At 26.0% G+C, this 21,480-nt stretch carries 18 protein-coding genes; 15 read left to right on the top strand and 3 right to left on the bottom strand.

Annotated elements, in window-relative coordinates; genetic code table 11:
• Positions 1 to 113 precede the first annotated feature (113 nt).
• Both BMUR_RS04715 and hemW read left to right on the top strand, forming a co-directional pair.
• Complete coding sequence (locus BMUR_RS04715) at positions 114 to 1,355, top strand: hypothetical protein (protein ID WP_013113456.1); 1,242 nt, start codon at positions 114 to 116, stop codon at positions 1,353 to 1,355.
• Positions 1,356 to 1,361: 6 nt separating this feature from the next.
• Complete coding sequence (gene hemW, locus BMUR_RS04720) at positions 1,362 to 2,492, top strand: radical SAM family heme chaperone HemW (RefSeq protein WP_013113457.1); 1,131 nt, start codon at positions 1,362 to 1,364, stop codon at positions 2,490 to 2,492.
• Here the strand turns inward: hemW and BMUR_RS04725 are convergent.
• Entirely contained in the window at positions 2,481 to 2,783 is a 303-nt protein-coding gene (locus tag BMUR_RS04725; protein ID WP_013113458.1) for a Trp family transcriptional regulator, read from the bottom strand. The genes hemW and BMUR_RS04725 overlap by 12 nt on opposite strands.
• 162 nt (positions 2,784 to 2,945) lie before the next feature.
• Between BMUR_RS04725 and BMUR_RS04730 the strand changes: the two genes are divergently transcribed.
• From BMUR_RS04730 to BMUR_RS04770, 9 genes are all read left to right on the top strand, one after another.
• Positions 2,946 to 3,527, top strand: a complete 582-nt coding sequence (locus BMUR_RS04730; protein WP_013113459.1) for an ankyrin repeat domain-containing protein — start codon at positions 2,946 to 2,948, stop codon at positions 3,525 to 3,527.
• Positions 3,528 to 3,646: 119 nt separating this feature from the next.
• Positions 3,647 to 4,774: a DNA polymerase III subunit beta gene (gene dnaN, locus BMUR_RS04735; RefSeq protein WP_013113460.1), complete on the top strand. Its 1,128-nt coding sequence runs from the start codon at positions 3,647 to 3,649 to the stop codon at positions 4,772 to 4,774.
• A gap of 22 nt (positions 4,775 to 4,796) precedes the next feature.
• On the top strand, positions 4,797 to 4,985 hold the full coding sequence (locus BMUR_RS04740) for a hypothetical protein (protein WP_013113461.1): 189 nt from the start codon (positions 4,797 to 4,799) through the stop codon (positions 4,983 to 4,985).
• Between the two features lie 163 nt (positions 4,986 to 5,148).
• Entirely contained in the window at positions 5,149 to 5,340 is a 192-nt protein-coding gene (locus BMUR_RS14920) for a PIN domain-containing protein (protein WP_280513018.1), read from the top strand.
• A 92-nt stretch (positions 5,341 to 5,432) separates the two neighbouring features.
• A complete protein-coding gene (gene recF, locus BMUR_RS04750) occupies positions 5,433 to 6,500 on the top strand; it encodes a DNA replication/repair protein RecF (protein WP_013113462.1) in 1,068 nt (355 codons plus the stop codon).
• Positions 6,501 to 6,526: 26 nt separating this feature from the next.
• Complete coding sequence (locus tag BMUR_RS04755) at positions 6,527 to 7,021, top strand: BspA family leucine-rich repeat surface protein (protein ID WP_013113463.1); 495 nt, start codon at positions 6,527 to 6,529, stop codon at positions 7,019 to 7,021.
• 267 nt (positions 7,022 to 7,288) lie between these two features.
• Complete coding sequence (locus BMUR_RS04760; RefSeq protein ID WP_013113464.1) at positions 7,289 to 9,514, top strand: BspA family leucine-rich repeat surface protein; 2,226 nt, start codon at positions 7,289 to 7,291, stop codon at positions 9,512 to 9,514.
• Between the two features lie 219 nt (positions 9,515 to 9,733).
• Positions 9,734 to 11,998, top strand: coding sequence for a BspA family leucine-rich repeat surface protein (locus BMUR_RS04765; protein ID WP_013113465.1), 2,265 nt, complete (start codon positions 9,734 to 9,736; stop codon positions 11,996 to 11,998).
• 388 nt (positions 11,999 to 12,386) lie between these two features.
• Complete coding sequence (locus BMUR_RS04770; protein WP_049768309.1) at positions 12,387 to 14,228, top strand: BspA family leucine-rich repeat surface protein; 1,842 nt, start codon at positions 12,387 to 12,389, stop codon at positions 14,226 to 14,228.
• A gap of 150 nt (positions 14,229 to 14,378) precedes the next feature.
• On the opposite strand, the gene aroF is transcribed toward BMUR_RS04770, so the two are convergent.
• Positions 14,379 to 15,422, bottom strand: a complete 1,044-nt coding sequence (gene aroF, locus BMUR_RS04775; RefSeq protein ID WP_013113467.1) for a 3-deoxy-7-phosphoheptulonate synthase — start codon at positions 15,420 to 15,422, stop codon at positions 14,379 to 14,381.
• Between the two features lie 364 nt (positions 15,423 to 15,786).
• Between aroF and glgP the strand changes: the two genes are divergently transcribed.
• Positions 15,787 to 18,348 carry an alpha-glucan family phosphorylase gene (gene glgP, locus BMUR_RS04780; protein WP_013113468.1) on the top strand — a complete coding sequence of 854 codons (2,562 nt, stop codon included), beginning with the start codon at positions 15,787 to 15,789 and terminating at the stop codon, positions 18,346 to 18,348.
• A gap of 106 nt (positions 18,349 to 18,454) precedes the next feature.
• Positions 18,455 to 19,153 (top strand): DUF554 domain-containing protein, encoded by a 699-nt coding sequence (locus BMUR_RS04785; RefSeq protein ID WP_013113469.1) that lies wholly within the window; start codon positions 18,455 to 18,457, stop codon positions 19,151 to 19,153.
• 40 nt (positions 19,154 to 19,193) lie between these two features.
• Here BMUR_RS04785 and BMUR_RS04790 read toward each other — a convergent pair whose 3' ends face one another.
• On the bottom strand, positions 19,194 to 20,270 hold the full coding sequence (locus tag BMUR_RS04790; protein WP_041749982.1) for an ankyrin repeat domain-containing protein: 1,077 nt from the start codon (positions 20,268 to 20,270) through the stop codon (positions 19,194 to 19,196).
• 211 nt (positions 20,271 to 20,481) lie between these two features.
• Between BMUR_RS04790 and BMUR_RS04795 the strand changes: the two genes are divergently transcribed.
• Together BMUR_RS04795 and BMUR_RS04800 are read left to right on the top strand one after the other, a co-directional pair.
• A complete protein-coding gene (locus BMUR_RS04795; protein WP_013113471.1) occupies positions 20,482 to 20,901 on the top strand; it encodes a hypothetical protein in 420 nt (139 codons plus the stop codon).
• Positions 20,902 to 21,004: 103 nt separating this feature from the next.
• On the top strand, positions 21,005 to 21,472 hold the full coding sequence (locus BMUR_RS04800) for a TspO/MBR family protein (protein ID WP_013113472.1): 468 nt from the start codon (positions 21,005 to 21,007) through the stop codon (positions 21,470 to 21,472).
• Positions 21,473 to 21,480: the final 8 nt, after the last annotated feature.

Here is a 21,480-nt window from a genome sequence, read left to right on the forward strand (position 1 = left end):
TCAGTAAATTTAATTAATATTTCTTGAGCAATTTCAGATAATTATTATACTTAACACCTATTTATTAGAAAAATAATAAAATTTTAAGTATATTTTTATAAACGGAGGTTATTTTGCAAGATAAAGAACTATTAAATATACTTGATATCTTTATAAAAGAAAAAAATCAAATAATAGAAAAAATAAAAAAAGAAAGAAAAAAATTAATACCTAAAATAAATATTATAGAATACTCTATGTATCCTGAAATATTAAGAAATAAATTATTATATGATATTTTGAAAGTAAATTTTGTAATTGATAATAGCAACAAAGAAATTAACTTTGCAAGAGATTTTGCTGATTATATTATAAAAGATATGCTTAACTTTAATAATATCAATACTGATAAAGATATAAATATTGAAGCGGACATTATTGAAGATAATATAAAAATTGAGATGAGTATATATAATAATGATTTTAAAATCATTATAGAAAGCAAAATAAATATTTTTGACTTAAAAAAACAATTAAAAAATTATTCAAATGATAATTTATTTATTGTTATATTAAGTAAGAATGATTATGAATCAAACATATTGGACAATAAATTAAAAAATTATAATAATGTATGCTGCTTATCAAATAGTGATATTGCCTACTTTATTGATAATAATATCATCAATAAATATGGATTCTTAAAAGATGATAAATATTCATCAATTTATTCAGCATTAATTCAAATTAGAAATAATGAAATAAATATAAGCAGTAAAAAAGAGGAATATAATATGGAAAAAAGTATAATAGAAGAGTTCTTAAACAATAATGAAGTTTATAAATCATTAAACACAATGAAAGATATAGAAGAATGTTCAAAACTATTTTTAGAGGCAAGCAGCATAATAAAATCCCAAAAAATAGAGATAAATCCTATAAAAAATCAAATAGAAATTATTAAAAATATTATAAAATATTTAAAAAGCCATGGACTTAGCAATGATAACTGCAGATATTTAGATGAAAAAATATTCAAAGAAAACATTAAAAACAGTAATACGGCAGCCTCAACTCCTATAATTATTTATTTGAATAAACAGCTTTTAATAAAATTATTCATTAATATACATTACTGCCATGTGAGCATATTTTCAAACAGCAATGATATAATAGATAAACTAAATCAAAAAGAAGTCAAAGATGAAATAAAAAACATATTTTCCCCTTTTGAATTATTTGAAGGAAAAAATGATCCAGACCCATTAGATTATTTGTATGTTTATTATTTTTATATAAATAAAGATGATAAACCTGAAGAAATAGCAAATATTATAATAAAAATATACAACTATTTAAAAAAACAAGATTTCTAATAAAATATGTCTGGGCTTTATATACATATACCTTTTTGTACATATAAATGCAGTTACTGCAATTTTTATTCTATTGTTAATATGAATAACATTGATATATACAAAAAATATACTCGCTTGTTAATAGAAGAACTAAAAATTAGAATAAAAGATTATAAACAAAAAATAGAAACTATATATTTAGGAGGAGGAACTCCTTCTGTATTAGGTCATGATTTATTAAAATATCTATTAGATAATATAAAAGATATTGTTTATACACATAATGAAAATAAATATTTAATAAAAGAAATAACAATAGAATCTAATATAAATAATATAAATGATAATTATATTAATTTTTTGGAAAATATAGAAAATATAAGACTTTCACTAGGCATACAGACATTCAATGAAAAAAGTTTATCTATTATAAACAGACACACAGAAAAAAAAGATATTATAAATGCACTTAAATTAATAAATAAATCATCTCTAGAAAATATATCTATCGATTTTATATGCGGTCTTCCTTTAAACTCAAAAACACAGATAAAAGATGATATATTATTTTCATTTGACCTTCTTCCTAAAATAAAGCATACTTCTCTTTATTATTTAGAACTCACAGAATCACTTAAAAAGAAATGGGAGAAATTACTTCCAAGTGAGGAAGAATCAATTATTTATTATAAATTAGCTTCTGATACATTAGAAGGCTTGGGATTAAAAAGATATGAAATTTCAAATTATTCGCTTCCTGATTATAATTCTATTCATAACAGCAATTACTGGCTTATGAAAGATTATATAGGTATAGGAGTATCTGCCTCAGGCTGCTATAATAATGTAAGATATACAAATGTGAAAATGATTAATGATTATTTTAATTCTATATCTAAAAATAAGATTGCTGAAAAAGAAAGTGAATATTTAGATAAAGATACTAGAAAAAAAGAGTTTATATTCCTTTCACTTAGAACAGTAAAAGGAATAGATATAAACAAATATAATTGCATTTTCAATGAAGATTTTTATTTAAATCATAAAAAAACGATAAACAGCCACAGAGAATATTTTAATATATCCCCTAAATACTTATCTATAAAAAATTCTTATTTTAATTATGCTGATGAGATTAGTATATTACTGCTGTGATTTTATTAAAGATTCCTGAAAGTTTTTGTCATTTATAAGATATTTATCAACTATTACTGCTAAGGCACTGTCTTCTTTTTTTAATTCTTTTGCTCCTCTTGTTATCGAACAAAGGCTGGCATTAAGATGTTTTGCTATTTCATATTGAGGCATTTTTTTCCTTAATAAGGTGACTATCCTAAGCCTTTGCTGTATCATATCCTGCTCGTCCTTAGTAAAAAGTTCCCCTAAAAGCTTCTTAATAAACTCTTCATCTGTTTCTGTTGCTAGAATATGTGCTAAAAGTTCCATGTTTATTCTCCTTTAATCATTACTATTTATAATACTACTATCATAAGTATAGAATAAATATTAATTTTTTCAAGTGAATTTTATATTATTACATACAATTAAATATATTTTAATATATTACAAGTATATAAATATCACTGTTTTTTAAACAAAGGTCTATTTATGAAAAAAACTAATAAAAAAAAGAAGAATAAAAACACTAAAAAAATATCCACAAAAGAAAATGGTATTAATAATATTTTTATTATTATATTTATAATATTTATTTTATTAATGACTACTTTCTATATACAATATAATAAAAAAAACAATAAAAATATAGTTAAAAATATCAATGAAATAGACTCTTCAGGTCTTACAATAGTAATGAAAGCACTTCTCAATGAAAATAATAATCTAAGTATTAATGACATAAAAAGACTTATAAGAGACAACAGAAAAAATATAGACTATAAAATCAGAGACAGCGAGAGTAAAACACTTTTAATGTATGCCGTATTTAATGGAAATATAGAAATAATAAAAGACATATCAAAATATGGCTGCCTATTAGACGAAACTGATAATAATGGGAGAACTGCTTTGCACTGGGCTGTTTATTATAATAAATACGATGCTGTAGTTACTTTAATAGAACTTGGTGCTAAAGACTATATAAAAGACGATTATTCGCTTACTCCTATAGATATAGCACAATATGAGGGTTATGAAGAAATATATAACTACTTATCTTCATTGTACTAAATAATAAGTTTATAAATTAAAACATATTGTAAAAAATAGTTTTTAATGTTAAAATTAAAATACAAATGTTATAAGTTTTTTAGAATTTAATAAAATTAAAATAAATAAAAGAGGAAGCAATGAGATTTAGATGTTTAAAAAAGGATATAGTTAAATCTATCGGAGTTACAGAAAATGTTGTTGAAGGCAAAGTAATTTATAATATAGAAAGCAATGTACTTTTTCATCTTGCTGGAAATATGCTTACATTAACTGCTACTGACGGCTCTGTTTGGGCTAGAAGCAGAATAATACTTGACGACTGTGAGGGTGAAGGTGCTGTTGCTGTATATGCTAAAAAAATAAGCTCTATATTGAAAGAGATGCCAGATGGGCTTATTACTATTAATGTTGAAGAAAATGAAAAAATTAATATAGAATCTGAAAATGGAAAAACTAAACACTTAATCATAGGAATGAAAACTGATGATTTCCCAGCATATCCCGAAAGTAATGGTGATATAAGCTATATAATGCTTCCTACTAAAGAATTAGTTACTATGATTAATAAAACTATTTCTTCTATAGCTAAAGAACCATTTAAACCTGCTTTAAGAGGTATATGCTTTGAAAAAACTGATTCAAAGTTTCTTGCTGTTGCTACTGACGGCAGAAGAATGGCTGTTATAGAAAGAGAATTTGAAGGCGTTGAAAACGGATCTTTCTCTATAATAATAGAGCCTAAAGTATTAAATGAAATACTTGTTACTGCAAATTATGATGAAGTAGAACAGGTAAAAATGGGAGTTGATGGACAGCAGGTTTATTTCCAAATAGGAAAATATGATTTTGTATCAAGCCTTATAGAAGGAAAATACCCTAATTTCAGACAGGTAATTCCAAAAGAGTTTGCATATAGTTTTAGGGTTAATAAAAATGATTTACTTGATGCCATAAGAAGAATTGTACCTATGATTAATGATGTACGTTCAAAAAGAATGATATTAACTGTTTCTGAAGAATCTCTTAAAGTAAAAGGTATTAACCAAGAGATGGGAGAATCTTTAGAAGAGATTGATATAAAATATTCAGGCGAAGAGCATTCTGTTGCTTATAATTACACATACATTCAAGATGTTATAAAACAAATTGATTCTGAAATAGTTACTTTTATGGTTAATAAAGATTCAAGCCCTACTATGGTAAAAGAGATAGAAAGAGAGGATTATTATTACATCATCATGCCTATGAGTATAGGAGAAGAGTAATTCATTTTAATAGGAAGTTATTATGGAAATTTTGGATTTATCTGTATTGGATAATGAATCAAAAAAACAGATAATAGATTTTTATGATTTACTGCTCAATAAACAAAAAAAGTATGGAAAAAATGATTTGAATAAATTTAGCGGAAGTTTAAAAATATTAGAAAAAGATCCATTAGAATTCCAAAAAGAAATAAGAAATGAATGGAAATAATATATTACTTGATACAAATGCAATTATATATTTTCTAAGCGGTAAATTTTTATTAGATAGTGAATACAATGTGTATACATCTATAATATCGGAAATAGAATTACTATGTTATACAAAAATAACATCGAAAGAATAAAATATAATAAAAGATTTTCTTAAAAGTATTGATATTATAAATTTAGATAATTATATTAAAAATGAAACTATTTTAATAAAAAGAGAAATTTCTATAAAACTTCCTGATGCAATTATATTAGCTACTGCAAAAATAAATAATTTAATTTTATTAACTCAAGATGAAGGCATATTAAAATATAATGGGTATAAAAATATACAAATAAAAAAATGTTTCTAATAATAGCTTTTCATTATAATAAAAACACTACTATTTTTAAAACTTTTAATATATAATACTTATCACTAATAAAACAAAAGGCTTAAATAAAAATGATACTCAAAGAACTTACAATTCGTTCTTTTAGAAATTATAATGAAAATGTATTTGAATTTTCTGATAAAATTAATGTGCTTTACGGTCATAACGGATGCGGCAAAACAAATATACTTGAGGCAGTATATATGCTTGGAAACGGCGTGTCATTTAGAACAAGACTTGACAGAGAACTTGTAAAAAATGGAAATGATAACTACTTTTTACGGGGTGTTTTCAGAGAAGATGAATTAAATTATGATACTAATATAGAAATAGCATATCAAAAAAAAGTAAAAAAGGTATTCATTGATAAAAAAGAAGTATCATCAAGAAAAGATTTAATAGGAAGGATACTTTATGTTATATTTCTGCCTAATGATACAGACTTAGTAATAGCAGAGCCTAAATTAAGACGAGATTATTTTAATATGCTTATATCTACAATATCATTAGAATATTTAACAGCACTAATAAAATATAATAAACTCTTAAAAATGAGAAATGTTTGTTTAAGCACAAAGCCTAATGAAGCATATATTTATAATAGTGATATAGCAAAACTCTCTATTTATATAGCTGGTGAAAATAAAAAATATTCTTCTATTTTAGAAGATAAAATGAATGAAATATATAAAAATATTTTCAATGATGAAAACCCTTATGCAATAAAGTATCAGTCCACCATAGAAGACATATTCAATGAAAATGAATACGTAAAAAAACTAGAAAGCACTTTAAACGAGCAAATAAGAATGCGTACAACATATTTTGGAATACACAGAGCAGAGTATCAATTTTTTTATAAAGAATCTCTTTCAAAAAAATTCTCATCTCAAGGCGAGAAAAGAATGTTTACTCTTATAATGAAATTGGCAAGCGAGAAAATATTGTCAGAATACAGGAGAAAATCCCCTATTCTTCTTATTGATGATGCTATGCTTGAACTCGATAATACGAGACGAGATAATATACTAGAATATATAAAAACATTAGGACAGGTATTTATTACTGTTACGGAAAAAGAGAAAGTGAAAAACTTTGAAAACGGAAAAGTATTTGATATACCAAATATCAGAGTATAAAAATTAAAACTAAAGAAAACTATAAAATGAATAAAAAATATATTGTAAAATACAAATATGCTTTACTTGATTTACTAAAAGATGAAAATATAAATCTATCTGATATAGACACAAGTAATATGATTGACATGTCATACTTGTTTCAAGACAGCAAAAGAAAGAATTTTGATGGTATTGAAACTTGGAATGTATCAAATGTTACCGATATGAAATGTATGTTTAATAACGCTTTATATTTTGATAAGGATTTAACTTCTTGGAATATAGAAAAATTAAAAGAGTTTGAAGAAATATTTGATGATTCTTTTAAACATGTAAAAACTATTTTAATGTTTTACAATGCATGCAAAGATAGAAAATATAGAAAGAAGCTTCAAATTATGCTTGAATGCCTTGATATAAAAGAAGTTTATACAGAGTTAAATAATGATAAAATTAATTACAAGAAAAATAAAGAGTTTATAAAAAAGCTTGAAAATGTTTATTATGATGAATTAGAAGAATTAATAAAAAATAAATAGAATGTAAAAATCTTATATACATTTTTATACTTCAATATTTTTTTAATAGATAAAATTATAAATTTATAGCATATAAATTTAATAAAATAATATACAAACAATTTTTAGAATAATCAAACATAAAGAATAATGTATCTATTTATATTTATTTTTTTATAGTATATAATTACACTGTTTTTTTAAGAGAACAATATTTTTTTATTAAAAATTTTATTTTTCACATTAATAAATATTTTATTTAAATTGATTGTAAACTAGGAGGTTATTATGTCAGAAAAACAATTTAAGCCAAAAACTAAAGAAGAATTAAAAAAATTAGTGGAAGATAAAAGTATTAATCTTGGAAACATTGATACAAGTTTAATAACCGATATGAGCCAATTATTTAGAAGTACTGAAAGAGAAGATTTTTCAGGTATAGAAACTTGGGACACTTCTAATGTTAAAAATATGATTAGTATGTTTAACGATGCTAAAAGTTTTAATCAGGATATAAGTAATTGGGATGTATCTAATGTTGAAAGTATGTGGTCTATGTTTGAAAATGCTTTAAAATTTAATCAGCCTTTAAATAATTGGAATGTATCTAATGTTAAAAGTATGGATTCTATGTTTGCAGGTTGTGAGAATTTTAATCAGCCTTTGAATAGTTGGAACGTATCTAATGTTGAAAATATGTCTGGTATGTTTAAAAATGCTGAAAGTTTTAATCAGCCATTAGACAAATGGAATACTTCTAATTTAAAACATATTATGGAGATGTTTAAAGATGCTAAAAGTTTTAATCAAGATATAAATAACTGGTATGTATATAATGTTGACTGTATGATTTCTATGTTTGAAGGAGCTAAGAATTTCAATCAGCCTTTAGATAAGTGGAATACTTCTAATGTTGATGGTATGGGTCATATGTTTGCAGGTTGTGAGAATTTTAATCAGCCTTTAAATAGTTGGGACGTATCTAATGTTACTAGTATGTATGCTATGTTTAAAGGTTGTACTAATTTTAATCAGCCTTTAGATAAATGGGACACTTCTAATCTAACAGGGCTTGCAGATATATTTTGTGATGCTTCTTCATTTAATCAGGATTTAAACAGCTGGAAAACAGAGAAAGTAGAATATATGAATAATGCTTTTTTTAATGCTTCATCTTTTAATCCTGATAATATAAAAAATTGGAGTTTCAAGAAAGTTAAAGAATTTGACAGTATTTTTAATGATGTGTCATTAGAGTTAATAATAAAAATATATTCTTTTCAAAGCTCAAAATCGGCTATAAAAAACTTTGAAGAAATTATAAATAAATTTGATATAAAAGAAGTTTATAAACTTGGATTAAAATACAATAAAAAGGCGGTAACTGAAGTTTTAAAAAAAATAGAAAATACGCATTATGAAGAATTAAAAGAGCTTATTGATAGTAAAGAAGATATTATAAAAGAGTATAAAGAATTAGAAAAGTCAGAAAATAAATCAGAAACAAAAAAAGATAGTAAGCAATCACAAATGCATCAGCCAAAAAACAAAAATGAATTAATAAAACTAATAGCAGAGAAAACAAAACTTGATAAAATAGACACTTCTTTAATAACAGATATGAGCAATCTTTTTAAAGATTCTAAATTAAAAAAGTTTGACGGTATAGAAACTTGGAACGTATCTAATGTAGTAAATATGGAAAGTATGTTTGAAGGAGCATTAGCTTTTAATCATAATATTGAAAGCTGGGACATTTCTAAAGTTGAGAATATGAGTTTTATGTTTAAAAAATGTAAAAAGTTTAATTATCCTATTAATGATTGGAATGTTTCTAAAGTTGTTAATATGAAAAATATGTTTGCTAATTGTGAGAGTTTTGATCAGCCTTTAGACAAGTGGAATGTAAGTAATGTAAAAGATATGTCATATATGTTTTATTATGCTGAAAGATTTAATCAAAATATTAATGATTGGGACGTATCTAATGTTGAAAATATGTCTAGTATGTTTGAAGGTGCTAAGCTTTTTAATAGTACTTTGGATAAATGGAATGTAAGTAATGTAAAAGATATGTCATCAATGTTTTGTTTTACTAAAAGTTTTAATCAGGCATTGAATGATTGGAATGTGTCTAATGTTATTAATATGGAAGCTATGTTTAAATTTTCTAGTTTCAATCAGCCTTTAGACAAATGGAATGTAAGTAATGTAAAAGATATGTCATCAATGTTTGATAATGCTAAAAGTTTTAATCAGCCTCTTAATAATTGGAATGTTTCTAATGTTATAAGTATTAGTACAATGTTTCGTTATGCTTCATCATTTAATCAGCCTTTGGATAATTGGGACATTTCTAATGTGGAATATATGAATTCTGTATTTTATGAAGCTGAAAGTTTTAATCAGAATTTAGAATCTTGGAATGTATCAAAAGCAGAGCCTAATCGTATGAGAGATATGTTTGATAACTCAGCAATGGAAAATAATACGCCTTCTTGGTATAAAGATTAATTTTTATTAAGTTTTAATTAGCTAATAATTTTTTTATAAAGTTATTAGTTAATTAAATTAATAAACCTATATAGCAGTAAAATGAACTAATTAAAGATTATATCAGCTTTTTTACCAAAGATGCAAAAAGAGAAATAATATAATTTATTTAATATAATAAAAATTTAAAAATATTTCAAAAAATATAAAATAAGGTAAAATTAATTAGGATATATAATTATGAAATACAAACCTCAAACAAAAGAAGAATTAAAAAAATTAGTGGAAGATAAAAGTATTAATCTTGGAAGCATTGATACAAGTTTAATAACAGATATGAGCGAATTATTTAGAAGTAGTGAAAGAGAAGATTTTTCAGGTATAGAAACTTGGGACGTATCTAATGTTGAAGATATGAGCAGTATGTTTAAAGGATGCAAAGAATTTAATCAGCCTCTAAATAACTGGAATACCAATAAAGTTAAAGATATGTCGAGAATGTTTGAGAGCTGTTCTAACTTTAATCAGCCTTTGGATAAATGGGACACTTCTAATGTTAGCAGTATGAACAACATGTTTCAAGAATGCAAATCTTTTAATCAAGACATTAGTAATTGGAATGTTTCAAAAGTAACAAATATGAATTCTATGTTTAATGGGTGTACAAGCTTTAATCAAAATATAAGTAATTGGAATATAAAGAGCGTAAAATATATGATTTCTATGTTTGCTAATGCTTCATCTTTTAATCAGGATTTAAATAATTGGGATATAAGCAAGGTAAAAAGTATTAGTTTTATATTTAATCGTGCTAATAGTTTTAAAATAATTCCTTATAAATGGAATTTTGATCATATAAAAGAAGATATTGATTATATATTACCAGAAGAAATGCTTGATGAAATATATTCTAAAAAAGAACCTATTAATTTGTTATGCTATTTATTTTATGATAAATATTATGAAGATAAAAATTTACAAAAAGTAGATGTTAAATTGTGGCATAAGACTTTAAAAAATTCAATTAATAAAAAAATTATTTCTTTTGTTTCAAAATTAGAAAAAGATTTTGAAAATGAACTTAAAAATGAAATAGAAGATCATTCTAATAAAATAATTTTTCAAAATATTGAAGAAGCAGAAGAATATGTTAATAATAATTATGATAAGTCATTTGATAAAAGTATAAAATTTATAGATGATAAATATACTATCTTTACTAAAGACAGAAAAACAAAAATAAGTTTAAATATGATTAGATTTATTTACGGAAGTTATTTAAAAGTGAAAGATAATGTTGTAAGATTAGAAATTATTGATGATATTATTAATTTGCTTGATATAGAAAGTTTTAGAAATGCATCTTATGAAATATTTTTAAGCGACAGAAGTAAATTAGCTTCAAGAATTATTTGCGGGTTATATGGAGATGGTAAAATAGTAGAAGATTATGTAAAAAGTTTAAAAAAAGAGTTTTATCCTCGTTCATACTATGTTTATATTTTAGCTTTAAATAAAAATAAATATGCATTAAGATTACTTTGCGAGACATCTTTAAAATCAAAAATAGAAAGCATAAAAAATGCAGCCGAATTAGCACTTGAAACTATAGCTAATAGAATGAAAGTTGAAAGATATGAATTAGATGATTTATTAGTTCCTGATTTTAATCTTGATAAGAATGGCGAGAGGATAGTATATGCTGAAGATAAAGAATATAAACTTTTTATTGATGATAATATGGAGCTTCATATTATGCATAATAATAAAGAATTAAAAACAGCACCTAAAACTTTTTCTAAAGAGTTAAAATCAGAAATAACTTTTATTAAAAAAGAGATAAAAAACATTGTAAAAAGTCAAAGAGATAAAATGATATATCTTTTAATGAATGGAAGAAAATATTCTTATAATTTTTGGAAATCTGTTTATATAGATAATTATTTTTTTAATGTGTATGCTGTTAAATTAATTTGGAACTTATATGATGAAAATAATTTGTTTTTAACAACATTCAGATATTTAACTGATGGAAGTTTTACTGATTATAATGATAATGAAGTAAAAATCAATGAAAATAATTCTATTAGTTTAGCATATGTAAAAGAAATGGATAATGATATTATAGAGAAATGGAAAAAGCAATTATCAGATTATGAGATTGTTCAGCCTATTAATCAATTAAGAGTTATTGATGATTTAGAAAAAGAATTTTATTCATTTAATGATGAGTATAAATTATCTAATTTAAAAAATTTTGTTAATAAATATCCTTTTAATGAATATTATGAAGATTATTACACAATAGATGGATATAAATTTGAAGAGAAAGTAAGCAGTTTAGTATTAGATATATCAACAAATGGTATTAGCAGAGATAATGCTAATTTTGGAGATATGATAGAAATAGTATTAAAAATATTAAATATATCAGAAAATAATAAAGATTTAGTTGATAGATTTATGTTTGGTTGTATTTTAATGCTTGAAAATTTGGTACAATAATAAATTAGATATTAATAGCGTAGGCGAATATAACAATAACGAATGAGCCGAAGCATCTAATAACTGAAAAGTTATTAGATATTAATAGCGTAGGCGAATATAACAATAACAAATGAGCCGAAGCATCTAATAACTGAAAAGTTATTAGATATTAATAGCGTAGGCGAATATAACAATAACAAATGAGCCGAAGCATCTAATAACTGAAAAGTTATTAGATATTAATAGCGTAGGCGAATATAACAATAACAAATGAGCCGAAGCATCTAATAACTGAAAAGTTATTAGATATTAATAGCGTAGGCGAATATAACAATAACAAATGAGCCGAAGCATCTAATAACTGAAAAGTTATTAGATATTAATAGCGTAGGCGAATATAACAATAATGGAAAAGAAAATGGAAAAACAATTTAAACCAAAAAATAAAGAAGAATTACAAAAATTAGTACAAGATAAAAACATATATTTGGGTGATATTGATACTAGTTTAATTACTGATATGAGCAGATTATTTGAAAATAGTAAGAGAGAAAATTTTGATGGAATTGAAACTTGGGATACATCTAATGTTACAGATATGTCAGATATGTTTATGGGGGCTGTAAACTTTAATTCAAATATAAATAATTGGAATGTTTCAAAAGTTACTAATATGTTTGGAATATTTGCAAGTGCTAAAAACTTTAATCAGCCATTAAATGATTGGAATGTATCTAATGTAACAAATATGGAATTTATGTTTTCTGAAGCCAAAAATTTTAATCAGCCTTTAGATAAGTGGGATACTTCTAAAGTTATCAGTATGAGATGTATGTTTTATAAAGCTGTAAATTTCAATCAGGATTTAAATAATTGGGATACCTCTAATGTAGAAAATATGCAAAGTATGTTTTCAAAGGCTTATAATTTTAATCAGGCTCTTAATAATTGGAATGTCAGCAAAACAGAAAAAATGCTTGGTATGTTTGAGAATGCTTATAATTTTAATCAGCCGCTTGATAAATGGGATACTTCTAATGTTTTATTTATGAACTATATGTTTTTTAATGCGAAAAGTTTTAATCAGGATATTGGAAACTGGAATGTCTTTAATGCAATTAGTATGTCATATATGTTTAGTGGTGCTGAAAGTTTTAATCATTCTATAGAAAATTGGATTATTAATGAGGCTTGTTTTATTAATGATATTTTATCAGGTGCTTCTTCTTTTAAGAATGTGAAGTCTATATTAAATATATATTTTCTTTCCAAAGGAAATGATAGAAAAAAACTTTTATTAATGCTTGAAAACTGCGATATAAAAGAAGTGTATAAAGAAGTTATAAAATATAATAAACTTAAAGATTTTATTAAAAAACTTGAAAATACTTATTATGATGAATTAAAGGAATTAATTGAAAAGAAAGAAGATATTATAAAAGAACATAAAAAATTAAAGGCTAATAATATAAAATTAAAAGAAAATGAAAAATATAAACCTAAAGATAAAATAGAATTATTAAAATTAATAAAAGAAAAAATAAAATTTAATAAAATAGATACTAGCTTAATAACTGACATGTCTGGATTATTTCAAAACTCAAAACTTAAAAAATTTGACGGCATTGAAACTTGGGACACTTCAAACGTAGAAGATATGCATAACATATTTAGAGGAGCTATGTATTTTAATCATAATATAGAAAATTGGAATGTATCTAATGTTATTAATATGGAATATATGTTTTCAGGCTGTACTAGATTCAATCAGCCTCTTAATAATTGGGACGTTTCTAATGTAAAGTATATGAGTTTTATGTTTTCAGATTGTGCAAGTTTTGACAGTGATTTAAGCAGATGGAATACATCTAATGTAGAAATAATGAGTTTTATGTTTAAAAGTGCTTATTCTTTTAATCAGGATATTTCTAAATGGAATGTAAGCAAAGTAAAATATGCAGATGCTATGTTTAAAGATGCTAAGAGTTTTAATCAGCCTTTAAATGATTGGGATATGAGTAATATTAAATCTATAAACGGAATGTTTCATAGTGCTTCAAATTTCAATCAGCCTTTAGATAAATGGAATCTATCTAATATTAAAAATATATCATTTGCATTTTATAACTGCTCAAATTTTAATCAGGATTTAGAATCTTGGAAATTGTCAAATGATGTTAATATGAAATATGCCTTTTCAGATTCGCTTATAGAAAAAAAACCTCCTTCTTGGTATGTAGACATATAGAAATAAGAAATTGACTTAAGATTATATAATACAAAAATCTATCAGTAAACATATAAGAATTTATTATTATAACCTTAATTAAACTGCAATAAAAAATTATAATAAATAGCTGGAATTATAAAAACTCCAGCCATTAAAAAATATTATAAATTACTTAGTATAAATTTTTCCGCCATGACGTTCTTTTATTTTATTTACTGTTTCGCTCATCATATTAACAGACTCCATAATATCCTCAAAAACATCAGGTTTTATTGACTGAGCCCCATCGCATAAAGCATGTTCAGGATCATTATGTACCTCTATGATCATACCGTCAGCACCAGCAGCAAGAGCAGCAAGAGTAAGAGGAAGTGCCATCCAAGATTTACCGCTGGCATGCGAAGGATCTCCTATAACAGGTAAATGGCTCATTCTCTTTATAACAGGTATAGCAGAAACATCAAAAGTATTTCTAGTATATGTTTCAAAAGTTCTTATTCCTCTTTCGCATAATACTACATTGCTGTTGCCTTTATCAAGTATATATTCAGCACTCATAAGCCATTCTTCCATAGTATTTGCAAGTCCTCTTTTTAGAAGTATAGGTTTATTTAATTTACCTACTTCTTTTAAAAGCTCGAAATTCTGCATGTTTCTTGCCCCAATCTGAATCATGTCCACTGTATTTTCAAACTCTTCTAAATGTCTTATTGATACTATCTCGCTTACTATAGGAATACCTACTTCTTCTCTTGCTAATTTCAATATTTTAAGTCCGTCTAAAGCAAGCCCTTGGAAAGCATAAGGTGAAGTTCTAGGTTTGAAAGCCCCTCCTCTAAGTATTGAAGCTCCGGCAGCTTTTACGCTTTTAGCAATATTAATAACCTGCTCCTCGCTTTCAACAGAACAAGGACCTGCTATTATAACAGGTTTAGCTCCGCCTATTTTTACTCCGCTTACATCAACAATAGTATCTTCTTTTTTGAAAGCTCTGTTTGCTCTTTTGAAAGGCTCCTGAACTTTTAATACTCTAGCAACACCGGGTAAAGTAGCCATTAATTCTCTGTCAACTTTTGAAGTATCGCCTACTATACCTATAACAGTACAGTCAACCCCTACTATCTTATTAGTACCAAGTCCTGCTTCAATAAGTCTTTCTGTTATATTGTTTATATATTCTTCTTTAGCATTTGGTTTCATTACGATTATCATATTAGTCAATCTCCTAAATTTAAAATATTATATTAGATGTTTTCAGTTTATTATCATACTGGTATTAAAAAAATTTAATTTTATATATGTTGGTTTGTGAAAAAAATAGAATATACTGGCGTCTTAAACGCCAAAAAAACTAAAAAAGAATGCAAAGCAAAAAGAGTTACTTATGATATTTGAAATAATTTTACCTTTCATAGTAAAATATTATATATAAAAATTAATAAAAGTCAAGTAGAATATGTACAATTAATATATTAAAAATAAATAATCATAAATTAAATAAATTCATTGATTTTATTGTAAAATATTATAGAATAAGTAAAAATATATCTAAAATAATTTTTTAAGGCGGTATGTTATGAAATTAAATAAATATATGGTTTCGCCATCTGTACCAAAAGAATTGGAGCCACTTATAGAAATTACTAAAAACTTTTGGTGGTGCTGGAATCAGAAAGCAGTAACTTTATTAAGAACAATAGATATTGATAACTGGGATAAAAGAGATCATAATCCAATAAGAGTACTTGGAGAATCTTTACAGGAACGTTTTGATGCTATGCTTCAGGACGATGCTGCTATGATGAGTTTAGCAGAAGTTTATGATGAGTTCAAAACTTACATGAAACAGGAAACTTGGTATGATAGTTTAAGCGAAGATAAAAAAGCTCCTAATGAAAAAATAGCTTATTTTTCTTTTGAATATGGTTTGCATGAATCTTTACCTAATTATTCCGGCGGTCTTGGTATATTATCCGGTGATCACTTAAAATCTGCTAGTGATTTGGGACTTCCTTTGGTAGCTATGGGACTATTATATAGAAAAGGTTATTTCAGACAATATTTAAATGCTGACGGCTGGCAGCAGGAATATGATATAGAAAATGATTTCTTTAACTTAGCTTTAGAAAAAGTTTTAGATAAAAACGGCGAAACTATGAAGGTAGATGTTGATTTACCCGGCAGAAAAGTTTATGCTCAAATATGGAAAGCAAATGTAGGAAGAATAGAACTTTACTATTTAGATGCCAACATAGAAGAAAACAGCGTTGAAGACAGAGATATTACAGCTCAGCTTTACGGCGGTAATTTGGAAACTAGAATACAGCAGGAAATACTTTTAGGTATAGGCGGAGTAAAAGCATTAGAAAAATTGGGTATTAAACCTACAATTTATCATATGAATGAAGGACACAGTGCTTTTCTTTCTTTAGAGAGAATAAGACAGTTAATGGAAAATAATCATTTAGATAAAAATACAGCAAGAGAAGTTGTATATAGTTCAAATATATTTACAACTCATACTCCTGTGCCTGCTGGTAATGATATATTCCCTATAGATATGGTTCAGAAATATTTTTATGAATATGTTAAGCATATAGATATGAGTATGGACGAGTTTATAAGACTAGGAAGAATTAATCCAGATGATCAAAAAGAAAGTTTCTGTATGACTGTTCTTGCTCTTAATTTGTCAGCTGAAAATAACGGAGTAAGCGAGCTTCATGGACATGTATCCAGAGCTATGTGGAAAGATATATGGAAAGGTGTTCCTGTTAATGAACTTCCTATAGATTCTATTACTAACGGAATTCACACTTTAAGCTGGATATCTTTTGATATGCAGAACTTACTTGACAGATATTTAGGTCCTCGTTGGAGAACTAAACCTTTAGAATATGAAATTTGGGAGAGAGTTCAAAAAATACCTGATGCAGAACTCTGGAGAACTCATGAAAGAAGAAAAGAAAGACTTATTGATTTCTGCCGTGAAAGATTAAAGGCTCAAATTACAAACAGAGGATTTACAAAAAAAGAAATAGAACATGCTGAACAGATACTTTCTCCTGAAGCCTTAACAATAGGCTTTGCAAGAAGATTTGCTACATATAAAAGAGGTACTTTGCTTTTCAAAGATTTGGAAAGATTAAAAAAGATAATTAATAATTCTGAAAGACCAGTACAAATAATATTTGCAGGTAAAGCTCACCCGCATGATAATGGCGGTAAAGAATTGATAAGAAATATTGCCGAGATTTGCAGAAGAGAAGATTTCAGAGATCATATAGTATTTTTAGAAGACTATGATATAAATGTAGCCAGATATATGGTTCAGGGTGTAGATGTATGGCTTAACAACCCTAGAAGACCTTTAGAAGCAAGCGGTACAAGCGGCATGAAAGTTCCGCCAAACGGAGGATTAAACTTCAGTGTATTAGACGGCTGGTGGGACGAGGCTTATGACGGACAAAACGGATGGGCTATTGGCAACAGAGAAGAGTATACTGACTTGGAATATCAAGATGAGGTTGAAAGTAAAGCTCTCTATAATGTATTAGAAAATGAAATTATACCTCTATTCTATGAAAGAGGAAGAGATGATATACCTAGACAATGGGTTGCTGCTATGAAATGGAGTATGCAGACTGTTTGTCCGGTATTTTCTACTAATAGAATGGTTGCCGATTACTTCCATAAGTTCTACAACAATGCAAGCAAAAGATATCTTAATATGACTGAAAATGAATTTGCTAAAGCTAAAGATTTGAAAACTTGGAAGCAGGATATATTCTCTAAATGGTCTAAAGTATCATTTGAAAATACTATATCTGAAATGCCTTCAAGAAACTTAAAAGTAGGAAGCAAATTTGAAGTAAAAACTATAGTTAATTTGGGCGATATAGCTCCGGATTCTGTAAGAGTAGAACTTTACTATGGTAAATTAAGCATGAAAGAAGATATATTAGATCCAGTTACAGTTGAGATGAAGCATTCTGCTGATTTAGGAAACGGAAGACATTCATTCTCTGGAACTTTGGAATGCATAAACAGCGGTCAAAGCGGTTATGCTATAAGAATGTATCCATATCATAAAGATTTGAGCTACAAATTTGATATGAAGCTAATTATATGGGGTTAATACTCAAAGGGTAACTTATATAAAATTGGGCTTAGACTTGAAAGTTTAAGCCCTTTTTATTATTAATTAATAAAAATACAATAAATAAAATATTTAGGAATATGTTATGATAGCTGTTTTTGTGAATATGATAGCTGTATTAATAGGCTCTCTTGTAGGACTTGTATTTAAAAATAAACTCTCTAAAAAATATGAATCTCCTGTATTCATAGCTGCAGGTATAATATCGCTTACTATAGGTATAAGTATGGCAATAACTACAAAGCATATATTAATATTTGCAATATCAATAATGCTTGGAGGAATTACGGGTACATTTTTGAAAATAGAGGAAAAGATTGAACATTTCGGAGAGTTTTTAAAAAATAAATTCACACTCAAAGAAAATTCAGGCAATTTTGCTTTGGGATTTTTAACTTCATCAATACTTTTCTGTTCCGGTTCTATGTCAATATTGGGATCATTTCAGGCAGGAACTCAGGGGGTATATGACTTGATATTTACCAAAAGTGTCATAGATGGATTTGTTGCTATATTTATGTCTACTGTTTACGGAGTTGGGGTAACATTTTCTGTCATAAGTATTTTTATTTATCAAGGTATTTTAACCATACTTTCTTCATTTTTAGAGCCTTATGTATCTGAAACTATGCTTATAGAAGTTTCTGCAGTAGGAGGTGCTACTGTTATGATGATAGGAATAAACTTACTAAAAATGGCTAAAATAAAAACAGGAGATTTTCTTCCAGCTTTAGTTTTTGCTGTGTTATTGGTTTTGCTCATACCGTATGTGAATTTTTTATAAAAAGCAACAAACTTAATAATTTTATACTATATAATTAAAACTATTTTGAATATTCATCAAAAAGTTTAATTATATCTTCTCTATTATTTTTTGCTGCAAGTCTGTATGCTGTATTTCCATAGCTGTTTCTATCTTTAGGATTAGCACCAGCTTTTAAAAGTTCTTCTATTACATTAATAGGTGTTCCTATAGTCCTGTATACTTTTTTATTTAAACTATGATCTTCAACTGGAGATTCATATTCATACATTACAGCACGTATTAATACAGTATTTCCATTTCTATCGCGGGCATTAACATCAGCACCAAGCTCTATAACTTTTTTAATCAAATCAAAATCTAATTGTCTTTTTTCTATCAGGTACATAAGCAAAGTTTTACCATCGCCCATATTAAAAGAGTTTACATCAGCACCTAAATCTATATATTCATTAAAAATTTCTTTAGAATAACTGCCGTCAAAATTTGCAGATACCATTGCAGCATTATATATAATAGCTTCATTTAAGTTTGTAGCACCTGCATTTACTAATTCTCTTATTATATCAATATTTGATGCAGCAGTTAATGGAGATTTTTTTTCAGCACCCTCATAATTTCTATACGCCTCTATATAAGCTCTTGTATTAACATTAGCACCTCTATCTATTAAATATTCAACTACTTCTAAATTATCACCTTCACAGGCAGAAACTAAAGCAGGATTAATATCTTTAGCACCAAGTTTAATAAGCTCTTCTACTATATCTAATTTTCCGCCAAGTGCCGCATATGATAATGCAATATTATAATTACTAGCACCCGCTTTCATCATTTGTTTAGCAATATCCCAATAACCTTCTGCACATGCTATATAAAAAGAAAAATCAAAATCCTTAGCACCAAAATCAAGAAGTTCATTAACTACGTCTATATTACCAAGCTGAGCAGCATACATTAAAGGACTCATACCATATTTTATATTGTATAAATCTAAATTTTCTCCGTCTCTTAATAAAATTTTTATTCTCTCTAAATTATTATCTCTTATAGAGTCCATAAGCTCATCATTTTGAGCAGAGAATAAAGATACATTAAAAAATATTATCAAAAACAAAAAAATAATTATATTTTTCATCATAAAAACCCAAGCTGTAAAATACCATTTCAATTATCGGAAATAAAAAAACTATTCTTACTAAATAAAAATTTACTAAAAAACAAATAAAAATCAATAATTAGTAAACATAACACAGTAATAATTTTAAATCTGTATTGATATTTATTCTTATAAGTTTATAATTACTAATATAGGGGTAGAATTAATAATATTTAAGAGGTATAAAATTATGGAAATAAGTATACGTAATAATGCTCCTTATATAAATAATAATATAAGAAATAATAATATAGCTAATATTATTCAAGAAGCAAGAGAAAAAACTCCGATTAGTGAAGTAGGCGTATGCAAAACTTGTGCCTCAAGAACCTATCAGGACGGTTCTAATGATATAGGAGTATCTTTCAAAACTCCGACGAGAATAGACCCTTCAAGTGCCCCTTCACTTGTAGCTTCACATGAGCAGGAACATGTTGCAAATAATCAGAGATCAGCGGAAAAAAACGGCGGAGAGGTAATTTTTCAGAATGTAACATTAACTACTAATATATGCCCAGAATGCAAAAGAGTTTATATATCAGGCGGAGTTACAAAGTCAGCAATAGCAAGCTCTTCAAGCAAGGGCAATAATGTAGATACATATGCTTAAAAAATTTAAAAAGTTCTGTTTTTTGTTAAAACTTCAAACTATATAATGATTACTATTTTTACAATTAATATATAATTTTATCATAAAGTTTTGAGGTGCTGAAATGAATAAAAAATTTATTATCACATTAATAATTTCTATAGCTGTATGCTTATCTATTGGTGCTTTAGGAGGACTCAGTGTAAAAGCTGATAACTTTGTATGGTATAACTCTTTAAATAGATCCCCATTAAATCCTCCAAATATACTATTTCCTATAGCTTGGGGTATTCTTTACATACTGCTTGCTGTATCTATTACCCTTGTAATAAATAAAAAACCTGTAAACAAGCAGGCCGTTATAATATTTATAATTCAGTTATTATTAAATTCTTTTTGGACTTTCATTTTCTTCGGATTAAAACAGCCTTTATTTGGTCTTATAGAAATAATAATATTAGATATAATGATAATAATAAATATAATTAAATTTAAACCCATTTCAAAAGCAGCTTCTATTTTACTTATTCCATATTTGGCATGGTGTTTGTTTGCAAGCTATTTAACACTCTATGTAGTAATGTTTAATTAAAAAAATTA

The organism is Brachyspira murdochii DSM 12563 (assembly GCF_000092845.1).
GTDB classification, from domain to species: Bacteria; Spirochaetota; Brachyspiria; order Brachyspirales; family Brachyspiraceae; genus Brachyspira; species Brachyspira murdochii.